The organism is Brevundimonas mediterranea, assembly GCF_011064825.1.
GTDB lineage: Bacteria > Pseudomonadota > Alphaproteobacteria > Caulobacterales > Caulobacteraceae > Brevundimonas > Brevundimonas mediterranea_A.
The window spans coordinates 2,549,927-2,567,792 of the sequence record NZ_CP048751.1 but is presented as its reverse complement, the minus strand read 5'-3'; the positions used below and the strand labels follow the sequence as shown (position 1 = coordinate 2,567,792).

Below are 17,866 nucleotides of genomic sequence, written 5' to 3'. Positions count from 1 at the left end.
CGAACGCAAGCGTGCACTTGAAAAACCGCATTTCAAGCGGCCGGAGCCGCCGAAGGCAGAGGCGTCACCGAGGGTGCCGGCAGCGGAGTCGCCGCAGATCGGGTCACAGAGATGTCGTAGCTGGGAAACTGGAGTTCTTCAGTCGCCGTGTTACCGCCCTTCAGATGGGTGGTTCCACCAAGAGTGCAGCTGACAGACGAGGTAGAGGCATCGATTAGATCCCCCGGCAAAGGCACCTTCAGTGAGATCCGATCGTTCGATTTGGGCACTTCGACATCCGTGGTTTGAAGCAGTATCGCCCGCTCAGGTCGCCCCTGGCATGAGACGGTGACACGCGTCGCGCCGTCCAGAGTGATCGACCGGCCGTGTTTGGATCGGACAGAGTAGGAAATCATATAGTTTAGCGGCGTCGAGGCCGCCGTGAACGCTACGAAACGGGGGCCATCGCCACTCCCTATGACCAGGTCGGCCCGATAGTCTGGGATATCGTAACGTCGCGATTCCAACAGGGGCGGCCCCGATGTGTCCTCGGCGGCGCGGACGGCGATAACGGCGCCGACGACGGAACGCGATGTGCTCTTTGGCGTGACACTAACCGTAAACCTACATGACCCCGGCGTGCCCGGCGCGGGCGCCACCCGCAGATCGCTGGCCTCGCCCAAGTTGCTCGGCTCTCCCGCGTGCTGTTGTGGCGCCGCAAGCCCCCATTCAGCGGTACGGCAGTAGTTGGAGGGAAGGTCAGCCAAGTCAGCTGAAAACTCCACGCGGGAGTTGCTTTGCACCGACAGGTTTTGCCCTTGGGTTGCAGAAAAATCGGCAGCCGAACGCATGTGCCTTTCGATTTGAGCCTTGTCCGGCAAGTCGATAAAATCACTCTCCCCAACCCAATAGGCTACAGCATAGCTGCGCTCCGAGCTCGTAGTGCTGGTCTGCGTGTTGCCGGAAACAGTCGCCCGCGCAGAGAAGAATGGCACATTCAATCCGGCCGCGCCTTCAGCCGTCAAAAGAGCGGTCTGGGTGAGTCCGATCACTCGGTAAACGGCAAGACCCTCCACCTGATTTCGTATCTGTAAATGGGCACCGGGAGCAGGCTTCGTCCGCCGGTACCACTGCCAGATGGCCGAGGCGATCCGGAAACTGGAAACGCCTGTTGGCGCATCGACCGTCGTCGTGTTGAGGCCAAGCACGGCTGCGATAGGCGAGACCATAACGCCTGCATAGGCGAACGCGGTCTCTGTATCTGCACGGGTGGTAGTGGCTGTAAAAGCCGCCCGCAGATCCGCCGCCGACAGACCCGCCGAAAGCTGCGCATTGCTGCCGAGCATGGTGACACAATTATGCTGCCTTTGCGCATTGCTGGCGTGCTCGTAGAGGATCGGCCTGTCCGTGGATGGCCAAGCAACGCCTAGCCTCTGCGCGAGAGGTCTGCGGGTGGCGGCCTCGCCTTCACCAATGACCTCAAAAACCTGCGCAAAGACGGCGTTCAACGACTGGGCTGACTGCACCTCGACCGGCGCATCCCAGTGATCCTTGAGCACCGACCATCCCTGTACGTCAGAGGGCACATATGAAGCAGGCGTTGCAGAGCGGCGCCCCGTTAGGAAGCCAAAACGACGCGCGGCCTGTGCAGGCAAACAAGTCTTTCCTACTTCCTTGAACTCCCCGTTTACGAAGGAGCTAAGGGTGTTCTGGAGGCCCGCTGTGGCCGGGACCGAAGCAGGCGCCGTCGGGACGGACGCCACGACCGGAATCGACGAGATCGCCGCGACGGCCATCAATGTGGAAGCGTACATGTCAAATGTCTCCATACGGCTGCGGACGAACTAGGTTGGGTCAAAAATCTACGCCGGATTGCAAGCCGGTGAGTGTGAACGCCTGTGCAAGCATCCTCCCGGCACGCCGCCAGCAAAGACCACGAGAGATACTGTACGGAACGCTATGGCTGTCTTCTCATGTCTCCGCCTGTCAGAAGGAACTCCAAAAACCATTGTTATGCAAGAGTCGTTCGCGTTGGCCGCGATACGATCTGGAAAGAGACGCGATGGTGACTCGCGCCCTTCTCCTGAGGCGCCTGCCAAACGGTCGCCTTGCCCTCGCCCCCGCCCTCCCCTACTCCAGACATCAGCCGTTCCATCGGGGGTTGCGGCGTTTCGGAGTAAACTCATGCGTTCTGCGCGTCGCCTTCTGCTTGTCGCGGCCTCTGGCCTGGCTCTTTCGACGGGGGCCTTCGCCGTCCCCGTCCTGGCCTTCGCGCCCGCCGCCCAAACCCAGACCCAGGTCCCACCCTCCGATCCCTGGGCGCAGGCGACCAGCGACGTTCCGGCCGACCCCGCCGTCCGCTACGGCCTGATGCCCAACGGCATGCGCTACGCCCTGATGCACAACGCCACCCCGCCGGGTCAGGCCTCGTTCCGGCTGCGGATCGACGCGGGCTCGCTGATGGAGCGGGACGACCAGCAGGGGCTGGCGCACTTCATGGAGCACATGGCCTTCAACGGGACCAAGGACATCCCCGAGAACGAGATGCTGCGCATTCTCGAACGCCTGGGCCTGGCCTTCGGCGCCGACACCAACGCCTTCACCAGCTTCGAGCAGACGGCCTATATGCTGGAACTGCCCAACACCCAGGACGAGACGGTCGATACGTCCCTGCATGTGATGCGGGAAATGATGGGCGACGCCCTGATGGCGTCGGACGCCATCGACGCCGAGCGGGGCGTCATCGTCGGGGAGGAGCGGACCCGCAACTCGCCGCAGATGCGGGTGCTGAAGACCCAGCTGGCCCTGCTGGCGCCGGGCCAGCGCCTGTCGAAACGCCTGCCGATCGGCGACCTGGAGGTGATCCGCACCGCGCCGCGCGAACGGTTCGTCGACTTCTATGACGCCTACTACCGGCCCTCGCGCGCGACCTTCATCGCTGTCGGCGACTTCGACTTGGACGCGATGGAGGCCAAGATCCGCACGACCTTCGCGGACTGGACGCCCAAGGCCGCCGACGGGCCCGAGCCCGACCTGGGAACCGTCGCCGCGCGCCAGCCGGAGACCAGCATCATCGTCGAGCCGGGCGTCCAGTCGTCGATCCAGATCAACTGGATCAAGGCGCCGGACCTCGACCCCGACAGCCTGGCCGAACGCACCGAGGCCGTTCGCCGCAGCCTGGGCCTGGCGGTGCTGAACCGTCGCCTGGGCGAGATGGCGCGGGCCGACAATCCGCCCTTCCTGGGCGCCGGCGGCGGTTATCAGTCGCTGTTCGACAGCCTGGACGCCGGAATCCTGTCGGTCGCCTTCACGCCGGGCGAATGGAAACGCGCGCTGGAGACCACCGAGCAGGAGGCCCGCCGTCTGACCCAGTACGGCGTCACCGCCCCCGAGCTGCAGCGCGAGATCACCGAATATCGCACCAGCCTGCAGAATGCGGTGGCCACGGAGGCGACCCGCTCCACCCCCGCCCTGGCCGGCGCCCTGCTGAACGCGGTCAATGGCGACACGGTCTTCACCTCGCCCCAGGAAAGCCTGGACCAGTTCGAGAAGATCGTCGCCGATCTGACGCCGGAACAGGTCAACGCCGCCGTGCGTCCGGTGTTCGAAGGCCAGGGGCCTCTGGTCCTGTTCACCAGCCCGGTCCCGGTCGAGGGCGGCGAGGCCGCCGTCACCGCCGCGCTGGAGGCCTCGCGTCAGGTTCCCGTCGCCGCGCCCGGCGATCAGTCGGCGTTGGAATGGCCCTACACGAACTTCGGCGCGCCGGCCGTTCCCGCCGCGCGCACCGAGGTGGCCGATCTGGGCGCCACCCTGGTCCGCTTCCCCAACGGGACCCTGCTGAACATCAAGAAGACCGACTTCCGCGATGACCAGATCCTGATCCGCGCCAATACGGGCATCGGCGGCATGGGTCTTCCCGCCGACCGCTTCTCGCCCCTGTTCGCCGCCAACACCGTGCTGAACGCCGGCGGCCTGGGCAAGCTGACGGTGGATGAGGCCGACCGCGTCCTGGCCGGCCACGTCGTCAACACCAGCGTCAGCCAGGGTACGGACAGCTACAGCTTCGGCGGCTCCACCCGCCCGGAGGACCTGCAACTGGAACTTCAGGTTCTGGCCGCCTTCCTGACGGATCCGGGTCTGCGCGCCGCGCCGCTGCAACGCGCCAAATCCTCCTATCCGCAGGCGCTGGAACAACAGGCCGCCACGCCCGGCGGCGCCTTCGGTCTGAAGGCCGGGGAACTGCTGGCCGGGGGCGACAAGCGCGCGGCCACCCCGACCAACGAACAGTTCCAGTCGGTCGAGATCGAACCCCTGCGCGAACAGATCAAGGCGGCCCTCGCCTCCGGCCCGATCGAGATCACGGTCGTCGGCGATGTGGACGTGGACGCGGTCATCGCCGCCGTGGGTTCGACCTTCGGCGCCCTGCCCGCGCGCGGTCCCGCCCCGACCCCGCCGCCTGGATCGGCCGAGCGTCGCTTCCCCGCCCCGACCGCGACCCCGATCCGTCTGACCCACACGGGCCAGGCTGAACAGGCTCTGGGCTTCGTCGCCTGGCCCACCACCGACCAGATCGAAGACCGCACCACGGCCCGGCGACTGGCGATCCTGTCGGCCGTGCTGCAACTGCGCCTGAACGAGGAGATCCGCGAGAAACAGGGCATCGCCTATTCGCCCAGCGCCAGCGCCACCAGCTCCGACGCCTTCCCCGGCTACGGCTATATCGCCGTCGGCGCCGAAACGCCCCCCGAGTCCCTGACGAAACTGTTCGACGCGGTGGACGTGATCGCCGCCGACCTGCGCGACAATCCGGTCAGCGAGGATGAACTGAACCGCGCCCGCCGTCCGGCGGTGGAGCGGCTGCGGCGCAGCATGGCCGACAACGGCTACTGGCTGACCCAGTTGTCCGAAGCCCAGTCCGACCCGGCCTCGCTGGACCAGACCCGCAACAATATCGCGGTGCTGGAGGCCGTCACCGCAGCCGACCTGCAAAGCCTGGCCCGGCAGTATCTGAAGCCCGACGCCGCCTGGCGCGCCGAGGTCGTCTCGGACAAGCTGGCCCAGTAAGAAAAACGGCCCCGGTTCGCAGGAACCGGGGCCGAGCCTTTTTGGGGCCAGTCTTCAGGATCGTCGACGGAGAGCCGACGATCTTGTCTTGCGTCACACGGCCTGAGCCGCGCCTGAACGGGTCGCGTCAGGTCCGGTTCAGAACACCCGGCCGCCGACGCCGCCGTCCAGGGTGATGGCGCCGGTGATGACGGTCGCGCTCTGGACCTGTTCCTCGCGGTATTCGGTGTATTCTTCCTCGCGGTACATGGTCAGGATCTTCACCCCGGCCCCGTAGCGACGCAGCAGCGAGCGTTCGTTGCAGTCCCGCTCGGGCTTTTCGGGGCGGCATTCCAGCTTGCCTTCGCCGCCGAACCACAGGGCCTCGTGCTTCCTGCAGGTCAGGGTCGTGCCGTGGTCGAATTTGATGTCGCCCTCATAGTCGGCGATCGTCGCCTGCAGCCAGGTGCCGGCCAGGCAACGATAGATCTCGCCGTCATAGCCGTCGGCGATCTCGCGATCCGGCTTTACCTGAGAGGCGGGGTGCGGCACCTGGCGGTCGTCGATGCAGACCGCCTGGATCACCACCCGCTTCATCGACCGACGCCAGGCGGTGAAGGGCGTCCGCACCGTCTGGGCCAGGCCTTCGACGGCCAGGCCCTGGATGGTCGTCGGATAGGGCTGGTCCACGGTCACATAGGCCGCGCCGCCGCCCCCGCCGTAACCGCCGGAGAAGCCGCCGGCCCGCGCATTCACAAAGGCCCGCGACCCGGCGTTCGCATTGGCGCTGGCCCCCGCATTGACGTTGACGTTCACATTGACGTTGGTGTTCGAGTTCCAGCCGCCGTTCCCGCCCCCGCACGATCCACCCCCGCAGGAAGGCGGCGGAGGCGGAGGCTCGCAGCACGGCGGCGGCGGCGGTTCGCACGCCGGCTGGCCACAGCTCTGGGCCGTCGCCGCGCCCGCGACGCCCAACATGGCCCCGCCGGCCGCCAGACCCAGCATCCAATTCCTGATCCGCTGCCGCATCGGCGGGACTCCCGAACGAATTCTCACGTCGCCTGGACAGACTTCCGGACGATCCAACCTTAACCAAGACGACAAAAGCCTTTCGTTTCCGTTGAGATGGGAAAGTCTTCGGGGATGGCGCAATGCCGCATCCGTCTGCTAGACCGCCCGCATCATGACCGTCCGCGTCTCCATTCGCCTGATTTCGATTAGCCGCCCGGCGTAGCGCTTCCGGGCCCTGTGGCCCCGTGCACGCCGGGAAGACCGCCCTCTGTTCGGGCGAACGAAGCCGCCCTCGAGCAGCGCGAAGCGCGACAGGGCGAACGAAGACAGCGACATCACTTTCACGACGCCGAGACGACCCATGGCCGACGCCACAGACACCACCGACACCCCCTCCGGCCGCGACTATCGCGACACCGTCTTCCTGCCCGAGACGCCCTTCCCCATGCGCGGCGGCCTGCCGCAGAAGGAGCCGCTGATCCTGGAGCAGTGGGGCGACCTGTACGGGACCCTGCGCGCCGAGCGCCAGGCGCAGAAGGCCCCGCTCTACGTGCTGCACGACGGCCCGCCCTACGCCAACGGCGACATCCACATCGGCCATGCGCTGAACAAGACGCTGAAGGACTTCGTGGTCCGCAGCCGGTTCCTGCTGGGCTATGACGTCGACTATGTCCCCGGCTGGGACTGCCACGGCCTGCCGATCGAGTGGAAGATCGAGGAACAGTTCCGCGCCAAGGGCCGCCGCAAGGACGAGGTCTCCAAGGACGAGTTCCGCGCTGCCTGCCGCGAATACGCCGGCAAATACATCGACCTGCAACGCGACCAGTTCAAACGCCTGGGCATCACCGGCGACTTCGCCAACCGCTACGCCACCATGGACTTCACGTCCGAGGCGGCCATCATCGCCGAGTTCCACAAGTTCAAGAACTCGGGCCAGCTGTATCGCGGCTCCAAGCCCGTCATGTGGTCGCCGGTCGAGCGCACCGCCCTGGCCGACGCCGAGATCGAGTACCACGATCATGTGTCGCCGACGATCTGGGTCAAGTTCCCGGTCACGGGCGTGTCCGACGACCACCCCGACGACCTGCTGGCCTTCCGCACCAGCACCCCGTCCATCGTCATCTGGACGACCACGCCCTGGACCATCCCGGCCAACCGCGCCATCAGCTACGGCCCCGAGATCGCCTATGGCCTGTATGAGGTCACGGCCATGGAAGAGGGTCTGGAGTTCGCGCCCTGGGCCAAGCCGGGCGACCGGCTGATCGTCGCCGATAAGCTGGCCGAGGAGGTGTTCAAGGCCGCCAAGATCGCCGCCTGGACCCGCATCTACGACATCAATCCGTCGGGCCTGGAATGCGCCCACCCGCTAGCCGCGCTGGACAGCGGCTATGGCTTCTCGGTGCCGCTTCTGGCCGGCGACCATGTCACCGACGACGCGGGTACGGGCTTCGTCCACACCGCGCCGGGCCACGGCGCCGACGACTTCGAGGTGTGGAAGGCCCATGGTCATCATGAGGTGCCGGACACGGTCGATCCCGACGGCGCCTACTACCCCACCGTCCCCCTGTTCGCGGGGCTGAAGGTGCTGGAGACCGAGGGCAAGAAGACCGGCAAGTTCGGTCCCGCCAACGGCGCGGTGATGGACAAGCTGATCGAGGCCGGCAATCTGCTCGCGCGCGGCCGGCTGGAACACTCGTACCCGCACTCCTGGCGGTCCAAGGCGCCAGTCATCTTCCGCAACACGCCCCAATGGTTCATCCGCATGGACGAGCCCCTGAAGTCGGGCGACACCCTGCGCGAGATGGCCCTGACCGCCATTGACGACACGGCCTTCCACCCGGCGGCGGGCAAGAACCGCATCCGCTCGATGGTCGAGGGTCGTCCCGACTGGCTGGTCAGCCGCCAGCGCGCCTGGGGCACGCCCCTGGCCATGTTCATCGACAAACAGACCGGCCAGCCCCTGCACGATCCCGAGGTCGACGCCCGGATCGTCAAGGCCGTGGCCGAACACGGCGCCGACATCTGGTTCACCGCGCCCGACAGCGACTTCCTGGGCGCCCACGACCCGGCCCGGTACGAGAAGGTCGAGGACATCCTGGACGTCTGGTTCGACGCGGGTTCGACCCACGCCTTCGTTCTTGACCCGCGCCTGCCCGAGCATGGCTATACGGGCGACCGCCCGGCCCACTGGCCCGCCGACCTCTATCTGGAAGGCTCGGACCAGCACCGCGGCTGGTTCCAGTCGTCGCTGCTGGAAGGTTGCGGCACCCGTGGCCGCGCCCCGTTCAAGGCGGTCCTGACCCATGGCTTCACCCTCGACGAGAAGGGCGAGAAACAGTCCAAGTCCAAGGGCAATACGACCGATCCGCTGACGGTCATCAAGGAAAGCGGCGCCGACATCCTGCGTCTTTGGGTGGCCCTGGTCGACTATTCGGAAGACCAGCGGATCGGCAAACAGATCCTGCAGACCACGGTGGACGCCTATCGCAAGCTGCGGAACACGGTCCGCTATCTGCTGGGCGCCCTGGCCGACTTCGACGAGGCTGAACGTCTGCCGCTGGAGCAGATGCCGCCGCTGGAGAAGTTCATCCTGCACCGGCTGTGGGAGTTGGACGCCCATGTGCGCCAGGCCTACGTCGAATACCGCTTCCAGGACGTCGTCCGCCCGGTGCTGGAGTTCTGCTCCAACGACCTGTCGGCCCTGTATTTCGACATCCGCAAGGACAGCCTCTACTGCGACCGCCCCGACGCCCTGCGCCGTCGCGCCGCCCGCACGGTGATGGACGCGGTCTTCATGCGCCTGACCGCCTGGCTGTCGCCGCTGACGCCCTTCACGATGGAAGAGGCCTGGACGACGCGCTTCCCGGATGCGGGCACGAACTGCGCCCGGGTGATCCCGGAGACGCCGGCGGAATGGAACAACCCGGCCGAGGCCGAGCGTTGGGCCGCGATCAACACCGTCCTCGAAGTGGTCAATGAATCGTTGGAAGCCGCGCGTCGAGATAAGCTGATCGGCGGGGCGCTGGACGCCTGGCCGACCGTCACGGCGCCGGCGGGAACCTTCGCCCCCTTCGACGGTCTGGACGCGGCCGAGATCTTCCGCACCTCGGGCGCCGAACTGGTCGAAGGCGACGCGCTCGCCGTGGCTGTGGCCCTGGCCGACTATCCCAAATGCGCCCGCTCGTGGCGCCGCGTCCCCGACGTCGGCTCGGACCCCGCCTACCCCGACCTCTCGGCCCGCGACGCCGATGCGGTCCGATACTGGGACCAGACGCACGCCTGACCGCGCGTTCACCTCCCCGTCGGCGAAGGCCGACGGGGAGGACAGGCGATCGCGTCAGCGAGCGCCAGGAGGGGGCGACTCGGCGCCTGAAGCCGCTGTGGTCATCACCATCGTCAGAGTCGCCCCCTCCTGGTCGCTACGCGACCTGTCCTCCCCGCGCGCCTGCGCGCGCAGGGAGGTGACGCGGGGCTGATGCTCAGCCCCTCCCCGGTTTGCGGGGGAAGTGTCACGCGTGGCGGCGGGCCTCCCAACCCTCCTAATGACGCTGCCCCAATCCCCGCGTTTCCAACGTCTTGCCCATCGCCGGCCCCCATCGACCTGGCGCCCGTCAAAACCCTGCTAGGATGGTCGCCGTTGAAACCGCCGGAGGTCGAAGGGATGAGGCGTCGCCGAATTGCACTGTTTCGCCTGTTGCACCGGTTTCCCCCTGCGCCGTTCAATTTCAGCGCGGCCATTTCAGACTATTCAGACTATTCAGACCCTGTTTTTCGCGTCTGAATCGGACCCGCCTTGACCCCAGCCTCGGACATCGCCGCCAAAACCCCCGCCTGGGTCTGCGCGCCCGGCGTGCTGAAGGTCCCCTTCCTCGAGGTTTTCCTGGCGGACTACGCCCTGCACCGCCTGCCGGGTGATCAGGTTCAGGCCGTGCTGGGCTGGGGGATGAAGCCGACGGCCGCCGCCGGGCGACGCTGGGCCGCAGCCAACGACCGCCCCTATGTGGCGCTGGAGGACGGCTTCCTGCGCTCCGTCGGCATCGGCGAGGCGGGGGCGGCCAGTCTCAGCCTGATCGTCGATGACCTGGGCGTCTATTATGACGCCACCCGGCCCAGCCGGCTGGAAGAGCTTATCCAGACCGCCGACGCCTGGTGCGACGCCGCCACCATCGCCCGCGCCCGCGCCCTGATCGACCGGATCGCCGCCTCGGGCGTGTCCAAGACCAATATGGGCGGGCCGCTGGACCCCGGTCTGCTGCGGCCCGGCCGCCGCGTCCTGATCGTGGACCAGACCTTCGGCGACGCCTCCATCGGCTATGGGCTGGCGACGCAAGACAGTTTCGACGCCATGGTCGCCGCCGCCCGCCGCGACGAACCCGAGGCCCAGCTGATCGTCAAACGCCACCCGGCGGTGGCGGCGGGCAAGAAGCGGGGGTGCATAACAGACCTGGCCGGCGTCACCCTGGTGGACGCCGACGTGCGGCCCGCCGACCTGCTGGCGGCGGTGGACGCCGTCTATTGCGTCACGTCCGCGCTCGGATTCGAGGCCCTGTTGCGCGGCCTGCCGGTGCGCTGTTTCGGCGCGCCCTTCTATTCCGGCTGGGGCCTGACGACCGACGCCGTGGACACCGGCCGCCGCGGCGTGGCGCGCACGGTGGAACAGGTCGCCGCCGCCGCCCTGATCGCCTACAGCCGCTATGTCGATCCCGTCACCGGCGAACGGTGCGAGGCCGAACAGGCGCTGGAGCGGCTGATCGCCCTGCGGGACCGCGCCGACCGTCTGGCCGGCGACTGGGCGGCCGTCGGCTTCGCCCCGGCCAAACGCCCGCCGGTGCGTCGCCTGCTGAACTCGCCCAAGGCGCGGATGCGATACTTCATGTCGCCGTCGCGCGCCGCCGCCCACGCCGCCGCGACCAACGGCCGGCTGATCTGGTGGGCGGGCAAGGAGAGCGAGGCTGTGCGCCAGGCCGCCGCCGACTTTAGCGGCCCGACTGTCCGCATGGAGGACGGTTTCATCCGCTCGCGCGGCCTGGGGTCGGACTTCGTCGGCGCCCTGTCGGTCGCCCTGGACGATCAGGGCGTCTATTACGACCCGTCGCGCCCGTCGCGGCTGGAGACCCTGATCGAGACGACCGAGGCCACGCCCGCCCAGTTGGCCCGCGCCGCCGCCCTGCGGTCCCGCATCGTCGAGGCGGGCCTGTCGAAATATAACCTGAAGGGCCAGGCGCCGGCGGACTGGCCTGCGGATCGCGACATCCTGCTGGTCGTCGGCCAGGTCGAGAACGACAAGTCGATTCTGCTGGGCTGCGAACCCGATCTGGCCACCAACTCCGCCCTGGTCGAGGCCGCACGGGCCGATCACCCCGACGCCTTCCTGGTGTATCGCAACCACCCCGACGTCCTGGCCGGCAATCGGCCGGGACGGCTGGAGGCCTCGGCCCTGGCCTCGGTGGACGCCAGCGCGGACGGGCTAGACATCATCGACTGCCTGAACGCCTGCCGTCGGGTGGCGACCCTGACCTCCCTAACCGGGTTCGAGGCCCTGATGCGAGGCAAGGCGGTGTCGGTCTATGGCCGGCCCTTCTATGCGGGATGGGGCCTGACCGACGACCGGCTGGCCTTCGAACGTCGCAGCCGCCGGGCGACGGTCGATCATCTGATCCTGGCCGCCCTGATCCACTATCCCCTCTATGTCACCCCGACGGGCTGGCCCTGCGAGGCCGAGGATCTGGTCCAGGCCCTGATCGCCGCCCGCGATCAGCCCCCGCCCAAGGCGCCGCGCGGCCAGGTCCAGCGCTGGGCCGCCGGGATCATCGCCTCTCTCGACCGCAGGCCGCCGCCGTCCTATTGAAGGCGTTCGCAAAGGAAACTGTCTACCCGTGCAACACGCCGTTATCGCCGCCACCGGCCTCTTCACCCCCGAACAATCGGTCTCCAACGCCGAACTGGTCGACAGCTACAACGCCTGGGCCGACGGCTGGAACGCCCGTCACGCCGCCCAGATCGAAGCCGGCGAGCTGGAGGCCAAGGCGCACTCCTCGCCCGAGTTCATCGAGAAGGCGTCGGGCATCAAGAGCCGCTTCGTCCTGGACAAGGCCGGGGTGATCGACCCCGAACGGATGGCGCCCAACCTGCCGGAACGTTCGAATGACGAACTGTCGATCCTGGCCGAGATGGCGGTCAAGGCCGCCCGCCAGGCGATCGAGGCCTGGGGCAAGCCGGTCAGCGAGATCGGCGCCGTCCTGTGCGCCGCCTCCAACATGCAGCGCCCCTATCCGGCCATGGCCATAGAGGTGCAGCAGGCCCTGGGGATCGAGGGCTTCGCCTTCGACATGAATGTGGCCTGTTCCTCGGCCACCTTCGGCGTCAAGACGGCGGCCGACTTCATCGCCGGCGGGTCGGTCAAGGCCGTGCTGATGGTCAACCCGGAGGTCTGCTCGGCCCACCTGAACTTCACCGACCGCGACAGCCATTTCATCTTCGGCGATGTGGCCACGGCCGTGATCGTGGAATCGGCCGAGACGGCCGGTCCGGGCGGCTGGGATGTACTGGGCACGCGTCTGAAGACGGTCTTCTCGAACAATATCCGCAATAATTTCGGCTTCCTGAACCGCAACGCCCGCGACACCGCCCATCTCGATTCGCCGGTCGCCGATGACAGCGTGCAGAACGACAAGCTGTTTATCCAGCAGGGTCGCAAGGTCTTCCGCGACGTGGTGCCGATGGTGTCGGACATGATCGTCGACCATGCGGGCGAGCTGGGCCTTGATCCGCACGAATTGAAGCGGCTGTGGCTGCACCAGGCCAACATCAACATGAACACCATGATCGGCAAGAAGGTACTGGGCCGCGAGCCCTCGTCGGACGAGAACGTCATCATCCTGGACGACTACGCCAACACCTCCTCGGCCGGCTCGATCATCGCCTTCCACCTGCACAACGACGGCTTCGCCCCCGGCGAGACCGGCCTGATCTGCAGCTTCGGCGCCGGCTATTCGGCCGGGACGGTGTTCGTGCGCAAGCGCGCCTGACGATCAGGGCCGGGGCAGGAACAGGACGACGTCCAGACTCCACCGCCCCGGCCCACCGGCGATCAGCCCGAACAGAATGACGATCAGCAGGGTCTCGGGCAGGTCGAAATAGCTCGACAGGCGATAGCCAAGGCTGGCGCCCTCCACCGACTTGGCGGCGACCGTCGCCAGCGCAACCATGCAGATCACGATCAGCACCAGGGCCGACAGGCTGGTGAACAGGCCCAGGATCAGCAGGCCTCCGAAGACGAACTCGCACACCGACACGAACCGGGCGGTCTGACGTGGCGCGACGACGCCCGCCTCCACCATCGTCTGCTGCATCTTCTCCGCCTGGGAGGGGGCGAACAGCTTGTAGAAGCCCGACAGGAAGAACATTCCCCCGACCACGATCCGCGCGACCAGCAGCGCAACATCCATCAGCGCAGGCGCGCCAAGGCCCAGGGCGCGATACAGATCGATCATAGGACAAAGGCTCCGCAGGCAGGGTTCATCAATGCCTCGGCGCGCGGTCGGTTGCCGACGCGAGCCCCGCCGACAGAAGCCGGAGAAATGGACCCGACGGGAGAGAACCAAAAAGTTCGACCGCCGTTACGTCAGGTTAATCCTGATCTGAGAAGATAATTGCTCAGGCTACGCTTGAATCCTGTACTGGATTTTGCGAGGCCTTTGATTGTCGAGAACAGGGGAGTTCCCAGATGGCTCAGACGACACCGAAGACGGTGCTGGAAAGCCTGGCTCAGGATATCGCCGCCGTGCTCAAGAGCATGGGCGGTTCGGCCCATCAGAATCTGGTCGTGGACTGCGTCGCGGCCCTGAAACGTCAGCGCGGCGAGGCGGTCAACACGCCGGACCTGCGTCAGAAGATCATCGAGACCTTCGAACAGTATCGCGACTGGTTCGTGCGTCCGTTCGGCGAAGGCTCGCAGCGCTGGGCCCTCGCCGGCGACTTCGCCTAAACCACAAAGCAGAAGGCGCGCCCCTTGCGGAGCGCGCCTTTGTTCTTTCGCCTGATCGTGGGGATCAGAAGCGGCGGATGTAGCTGACCGAATAGGCGTCGGCTTCGCCTGCATCGTCGCGATAGTCGCGACGGGTCCAGTCGGCCCGCACGCCGTTCACGCCATCCAGATAGTAGTTGGCGCCGGCGCCATAGTTCCAGCTGTCGCCGCCCACGTCGGTGTTGGCGCCCGGGAACTCCTGCTTCAGCTCGGTGTGGCCGTAGCCGCCGCGCGCGAACAGCTCCAGCTTGTCGGACACCGGGTATTTGCCGACCACATAGCCGGCGGCGTCCCACTCGTGCTTGATCGAGCCGTCGACGCCCGCGACGGTGAAGTCGTCGTCCTTGACGCCGACCGAGGCTTCGGTCTCGACGGCCAGGTAACGGTTCAGGTTTACGCCCAGACGACCGGTGACGGCGCCCGTGGTTGCATTGTCGCCTTCAAGATGAGTGTAACCCAGCGATCCGTAACCACGCGGTTCGGGATTGGTTTGAGCAAAAGCCGGCGCGGCGATTACGGAGACGGCGACAGCGGCGAGAAGAATGTTACGCATTGTTTCTTATTAACTCCTAGATGTGATGACCGGTTGGATCATCAGCCCCATCCAGCGAATGCTTAAATAGGTGACGCCTTCGTCTGTTCCATAGGCGGCCGTCACATGACGCCGTCTGTGCGCGGTGAGACACATACTGCGTTCCGTCAATCACGACAGAAATGCGACGCGCAAGGAAAAGGGGCGTCGCCCTGCGGCGCCGCCCCTGATTTCATTTCACTCCGTCATCCTCGGGCTCGACCCGAGGATCGAGCGTTGGACAGCTGTGCGTCAACGGCATCTCACCAGCGGCGGATCATCCGATCCTCGGGTCAAGCCCGAGGATGACGGTGCGGGCCTAGCGGTCCTTTTCACGTTCCACGTTCAGCGCCGCCTGGGCCGCCGCCAGACGGGCGATGGGCACGCGGTAGGGCGAGCAGGAGACGTAGTCCAGGCCGGCCTTCTCGCAGAAGGCGATCGACGACGGATCGCCGCCATGTTCGCCGCAGATGCCCAGCTTGACGTCGGGCCGCACCGCGCGGCCGCGCTCGGCGGCGATCTCGATCAGGCCGCCGACGCCGTCCTGGTCCAGACGCACGAAGGGATCGGTCTCGAAGATGCCCTTGTCCAGATAGGCCTGCAGGAACCGGCCCGAATCGTCGCGGCTGATGCCGAAGGTCGTCTGGGTCAGGTCATTGGTGCCGAAGCTGAAGAACTGGGCGTATTCGGCCAGGTCCCCGGCGCGGATGGCGGCGCGGGGCAGTTCGATCATGGTGCCGACCAGGTATTCGACGCTGTCGCCGGCGTCCGCGAACACGGCCTTGGCCGTGCGGTCGGTCAGTTCGCGCAGATATTTCATCTCCAGGCCGAGGGCGACCAGCGGGTGCATGATCTCCGGGATCGGCGCCTGGCCCGAGGTCTTCTTCACCTCCAGCGCGGCCTCCAGCACGGCCCGAACCTGCATCTCGTAGATCTCGGGATAGGCCACGCCCAGGCGGCAGCCGCGGTGGCCCAGCATGGGGTTGGTCTCGTGCAGCTCCTTGGCGCGGCGTTTCAGCTTCTCGGCGTCGATGCCCGACGAGGCGGCCAGGGCGTCGATGTCCTCGTCCGTGTGCGGGATGAACTCGTGCAGCGGCGGGTCCAGCAGGCGCACCGTCACCGGCAGGCCGGTCATGATCTCGAACAGTTCGACGAAGTCCGACTTCTGGAACGGCGCGATCTTGGCCAGGGCCGTGCGGCGTCCCGCCTCGTCGTCGGCCAGGATCATCTCGCGCACGGCGGCGATCCGGGTGTCGTCGAAGAACATGTGCTCGGTCCGGCACAGGCCGATGCCCTCGGCGCCGAAGCCGCGCGCGGTCTTGGCGTCCAGCGGCGTTTCCGCGTTGGCGCGGACCTTCAGGCGGCGCACCTTGTCGGCCCAGGCCATCAGGGTCTGGAAGTCGCCGGTCAGTTCCGGCTCGATCATGGCCACGGCGCCGTCCAGCACCTCGCCCTTCGACCCGTCGATGGTGATGATCTCGCCGGCCTTGAAGGTGCGGCCGCGGGCGGTGAAGACGCCCTTGGCCTCGTCGATATGGATCTCCCCGGCGCCGGAGACGCAGGCCCGGCCCATGCCGCGCGCCACCACGGCGGCGTGGCTGGTCATGCCGCCGCGCGCCGTGACGATGCCGCGGGCGGCGTGCATGCCGTGGATGTCCTCGGGGCTCGTCTCCTCGCGCACCAGGATGACCGCCTCGCCCAGACCGGCCAGGCGCTCGGCCTCGTCGGCGTCGAACACGATCTTGCCTGTCGCCGCGCCGGGCGAGGCGGGCAGGCCGGCGGCGACCACGGTGCGGGCGGCCTCGGGGTCCAGGGTCGGGTGCAGCAGTTGATCGAGCGCGGAGGGCTCAACCCGGCTGATGGCTTCCTCCTGGGTGATCACACCCTCGGCCGCCAGATCGACGGCGACCTTCAGCGCCGACTTGGCGGTGCGCTTGCCGTTGCGGGTCTGCAGCATCCAGAGCCGGCCCTGTTCGACCGTGAACTCGATGTCCTGCATGTCGCGGTAATGGCTCTCCAGCTTGTTCACCACCTCGACGAACTGGCCGAACACCTCGGGCATGGCCTCTTCCATCGAGGGGGCGGTCTCGCCCATCTCCTCGCGGCCGATCTTGGTCAGGCTTTGCGGCGTGCGGATGCCCGCGACCACGTCTTCACCCTGGGCGTTGATCAGGAACTCGCCATACAGCCGCGCCTCGCCGGTCGAGGGGTTGCGGGTGAAGGCCACGCCGGTGGCCGAGGTCTCGCCCATATTGCCGAACACCATCGACTGGACGCTGACGGCCGTGCCCCAGCTTTCGGGGATGTCGTGCATGCGGCGATAGAATTTGGCCCGCTCGTTCATCCAGCTGGCGAAGACGGCGCCGACCGCGCCCCACATCTGGTCGCGCGGGTCCTGCGGGAAGGGATGGCCCAGTTCGCGTTCGACCACGGCCTTGTAGTCCTCGACGACCCGCTCCCAGTCCTCGGCCTTCAGGTCGGTGTCGACGCTGACGCCCAGCCGGTCCTTGTGGGCGTCCAGCACCTCCTCGAAATCGTCGTGGCTGAGGCCCAGCACCACGTTCGAATACATGGTGATGAAGCGGCGGTAGCTGTCGAAGGCGAAGCGCCGGTCGCCCGACAGCCTGGCCAGACCCTCGACCGTCTGGTCGTTCAGGCCCAGGTTCAGCACCGTGTCCATCATGCCCGGCATCGAGGCGCGGGCGCCCGAACGGACCGAGACCAGCAGGGGATTGTTCACGTCGCCGAAGGTCTTGCCGACGATCGCCTCGACCTTGTCCAGGGCGGTCTTCACCTGGGCTTCCAGATCGGCGGGATAGGTCTCGCCGTTGGCGTAATAGTGGGTGCAGACCTCTGTGGTGATGGTGAAGCCCGGCGGGACGGGCAGACCCAGCGAAGACATTTCCGCCAGATTGGCGCCCTTTCCGCCGAGAAGGTTCTTCATCGACGCATCGCCGTCGGCGGAGCCTCCGCCGAAGCCGTACACCCACTGAGTCATCTTGCAGTCCCTGAGCTTTGTATAAGGTCCGGCGGGTTCGCCCCGCTCGCACGCGGCATGACTAGCGTGGCGAAACCGGCTTGACCATGGCGCATGTAACAAAGCGTGAGCACGAAACCGGTTTCCTTGGGGGTCGGATGCGCCTGTGGGCGGAAAACAGCGGTCGCCGGGGCGCCGACAGGGCGGTCGAGTCGTCCGGATTCAGACTCGGCGTCGAAAAAACACCGTCTAAAGAGTC

General features: G+C 66.9%; 10 protein-coding genes. 5 read left to right on the top strand and 5 right to left on the bottom strand.

Translation table 11 applies throughout. The features are described from left to right. Positions 1–32 precede the first annotated feature (32 nt). Positions 33–1,793 carry a hypothetical protein gene (locus tag GYM46_RS12495; RefSeq protein WP_156796454.1) on the bottom strand — a complete coding sequence of 587 codons (1,761 nt, stop codon included), beginning with the start codon at positions 1,791–1,793 and terminating at the stop codon, positions 33–35. A 370-nt stretch (positions 1,794–2,163) separates the two neighbouring features. Between GYM46_RS12495 and GYM46_RS12490 the strand changes: the two genes are divergently transcribed. After that, complete coding sequence (locus GYM46_RS12490; RefSeq protein ID WP_008260386.1) at positions 2,164–5,043, top strand: M16 family metallopeptidase; 2,880 nt, start codon at positions 2,164–2,166, stop codon at positions 5,041–5,043. Positions 5,044–5,181: 138 nt separating this feature from the next. Here GYM46_RS12490 and GYM46_RS12485 read toward each other — a convergent pair whose 3' ends face one another. Further along, a complete protein-coding gene (locus GYM46_RS12485; RefSeq protein WP_035305393.1) occupies positions 5,182–6,051 on the bottom strand; it encodes a hypothetical protein in 870 nt (289 codons plus the stop codon). A gap of 343 nt (positions 6,052–6,394) precedes the next feature. On the opposite strand from GYM46_RS12485, the gene ileS reads away from it, so the two are divergent. From ileS to GYM46_RS12470, 3 genes are all read left to right on the top strand, one after another. Continuing rightward, positions 6,395–9,316 (top strand): isoleucine--tRNA ligase, encoded by a 2,922-nt coding sequence (gene ileS / locus GYM46_RS12480; RefSeq protein WP_164952707.1) that lies wholly within the window; start codon positions 6,395–6,397, stop codon positions 9,314–9,316. 510 nt (positions 9,317–9,826) lie between these two features. Further along, positions 9,827–11,881 (top strand): capsular polysaccharide biosynthesis protein, encoded by a 2,055-nt coding sequence (locus tag GYM46_RS12475; RefSeq protein ID WP_008262530.1) that lies wholly within the window; start codon positions 9,827–9,829, stop codon positions 11,879–11,881. Positions 11,882–11,909: 28 nt separating this feature from the next. Next, the gene (locus GYM46_RS12470) at positions 11,910–13,061 is read left to right on the top strand and encodes a beta-ketoacyl-ACP synthase III (protein WP_164952706.1); all 1,152 of its coding nucleotides are present in this window, start codon (positions 11,910–11,912) and stop codon (positions 13,059–13,061) included. 3 nt (positions 13,062–13,064) lie between these two features. On the opposite strand, the gene GYM46_RS12465 is transcribed toward GYM46_RS12470, so the two are convergent. Continuing rightward, the gene (locus GYM46_RS12465) at positions 13,065–13,526 is read right to left on the bottom strand and encodes a DoxX family protein (protein WP_164952705.1); all 462 of its coding nucleotides are present in this window, start codon (positions 13,524–13,526) and stop codon (positions 13,065–13,067) included. Between the two features lie 233 nt (positions 13,527–13,759). Between GYM46_RS12465 and GYM46_RS12460 the strand changes: the two genes are divergently transcribed. Beyond that, positions 13,760–14,020 (top strand): hypothetical protein, encoded by a 261-nt coding sequence (locus GYM46_RS12460; protein ID WP_008260179.1) that lies wholly within the window; start codon positions 13,760–13,762, stop codon positions 14,018–14,020. 64 nt (positions 14,021–14,084) lie between these two features. Here GYM46_RS12460 and GYM46_RS12455 read toward each other — a convergent pair whose 3' ends face one another. Together GYM46_RS12455 and ppdK are read right to left on the bottom strand one after the other, a co-directional pair. Beyond that, the gene (locus GYM46_RS12455; RefSeq protein WP_008260069.1) at positions 14,085–14,612 is read right to left on the bottom strand and encodes a porin family protein; all 528 of its coding nucleotides are present in this window, start codon (positions 14,610–14,612) and stop codon (positions 14,085–14,087) included. Positions 14,613–14,949: 337 nt separating this feature from the next. Next, entirely contained in the window at positions 14,950–17,628 is a 2,679-nt protein-coding gene (gene ppdK, locus GYM46_RS12450) for a pyruvate, phosphate dikinase (RefSeq protein ID WP_040349718.1), read from the bottom strand. Positions 17,629–17,866 lie beyond the last annotated feature (238 nt).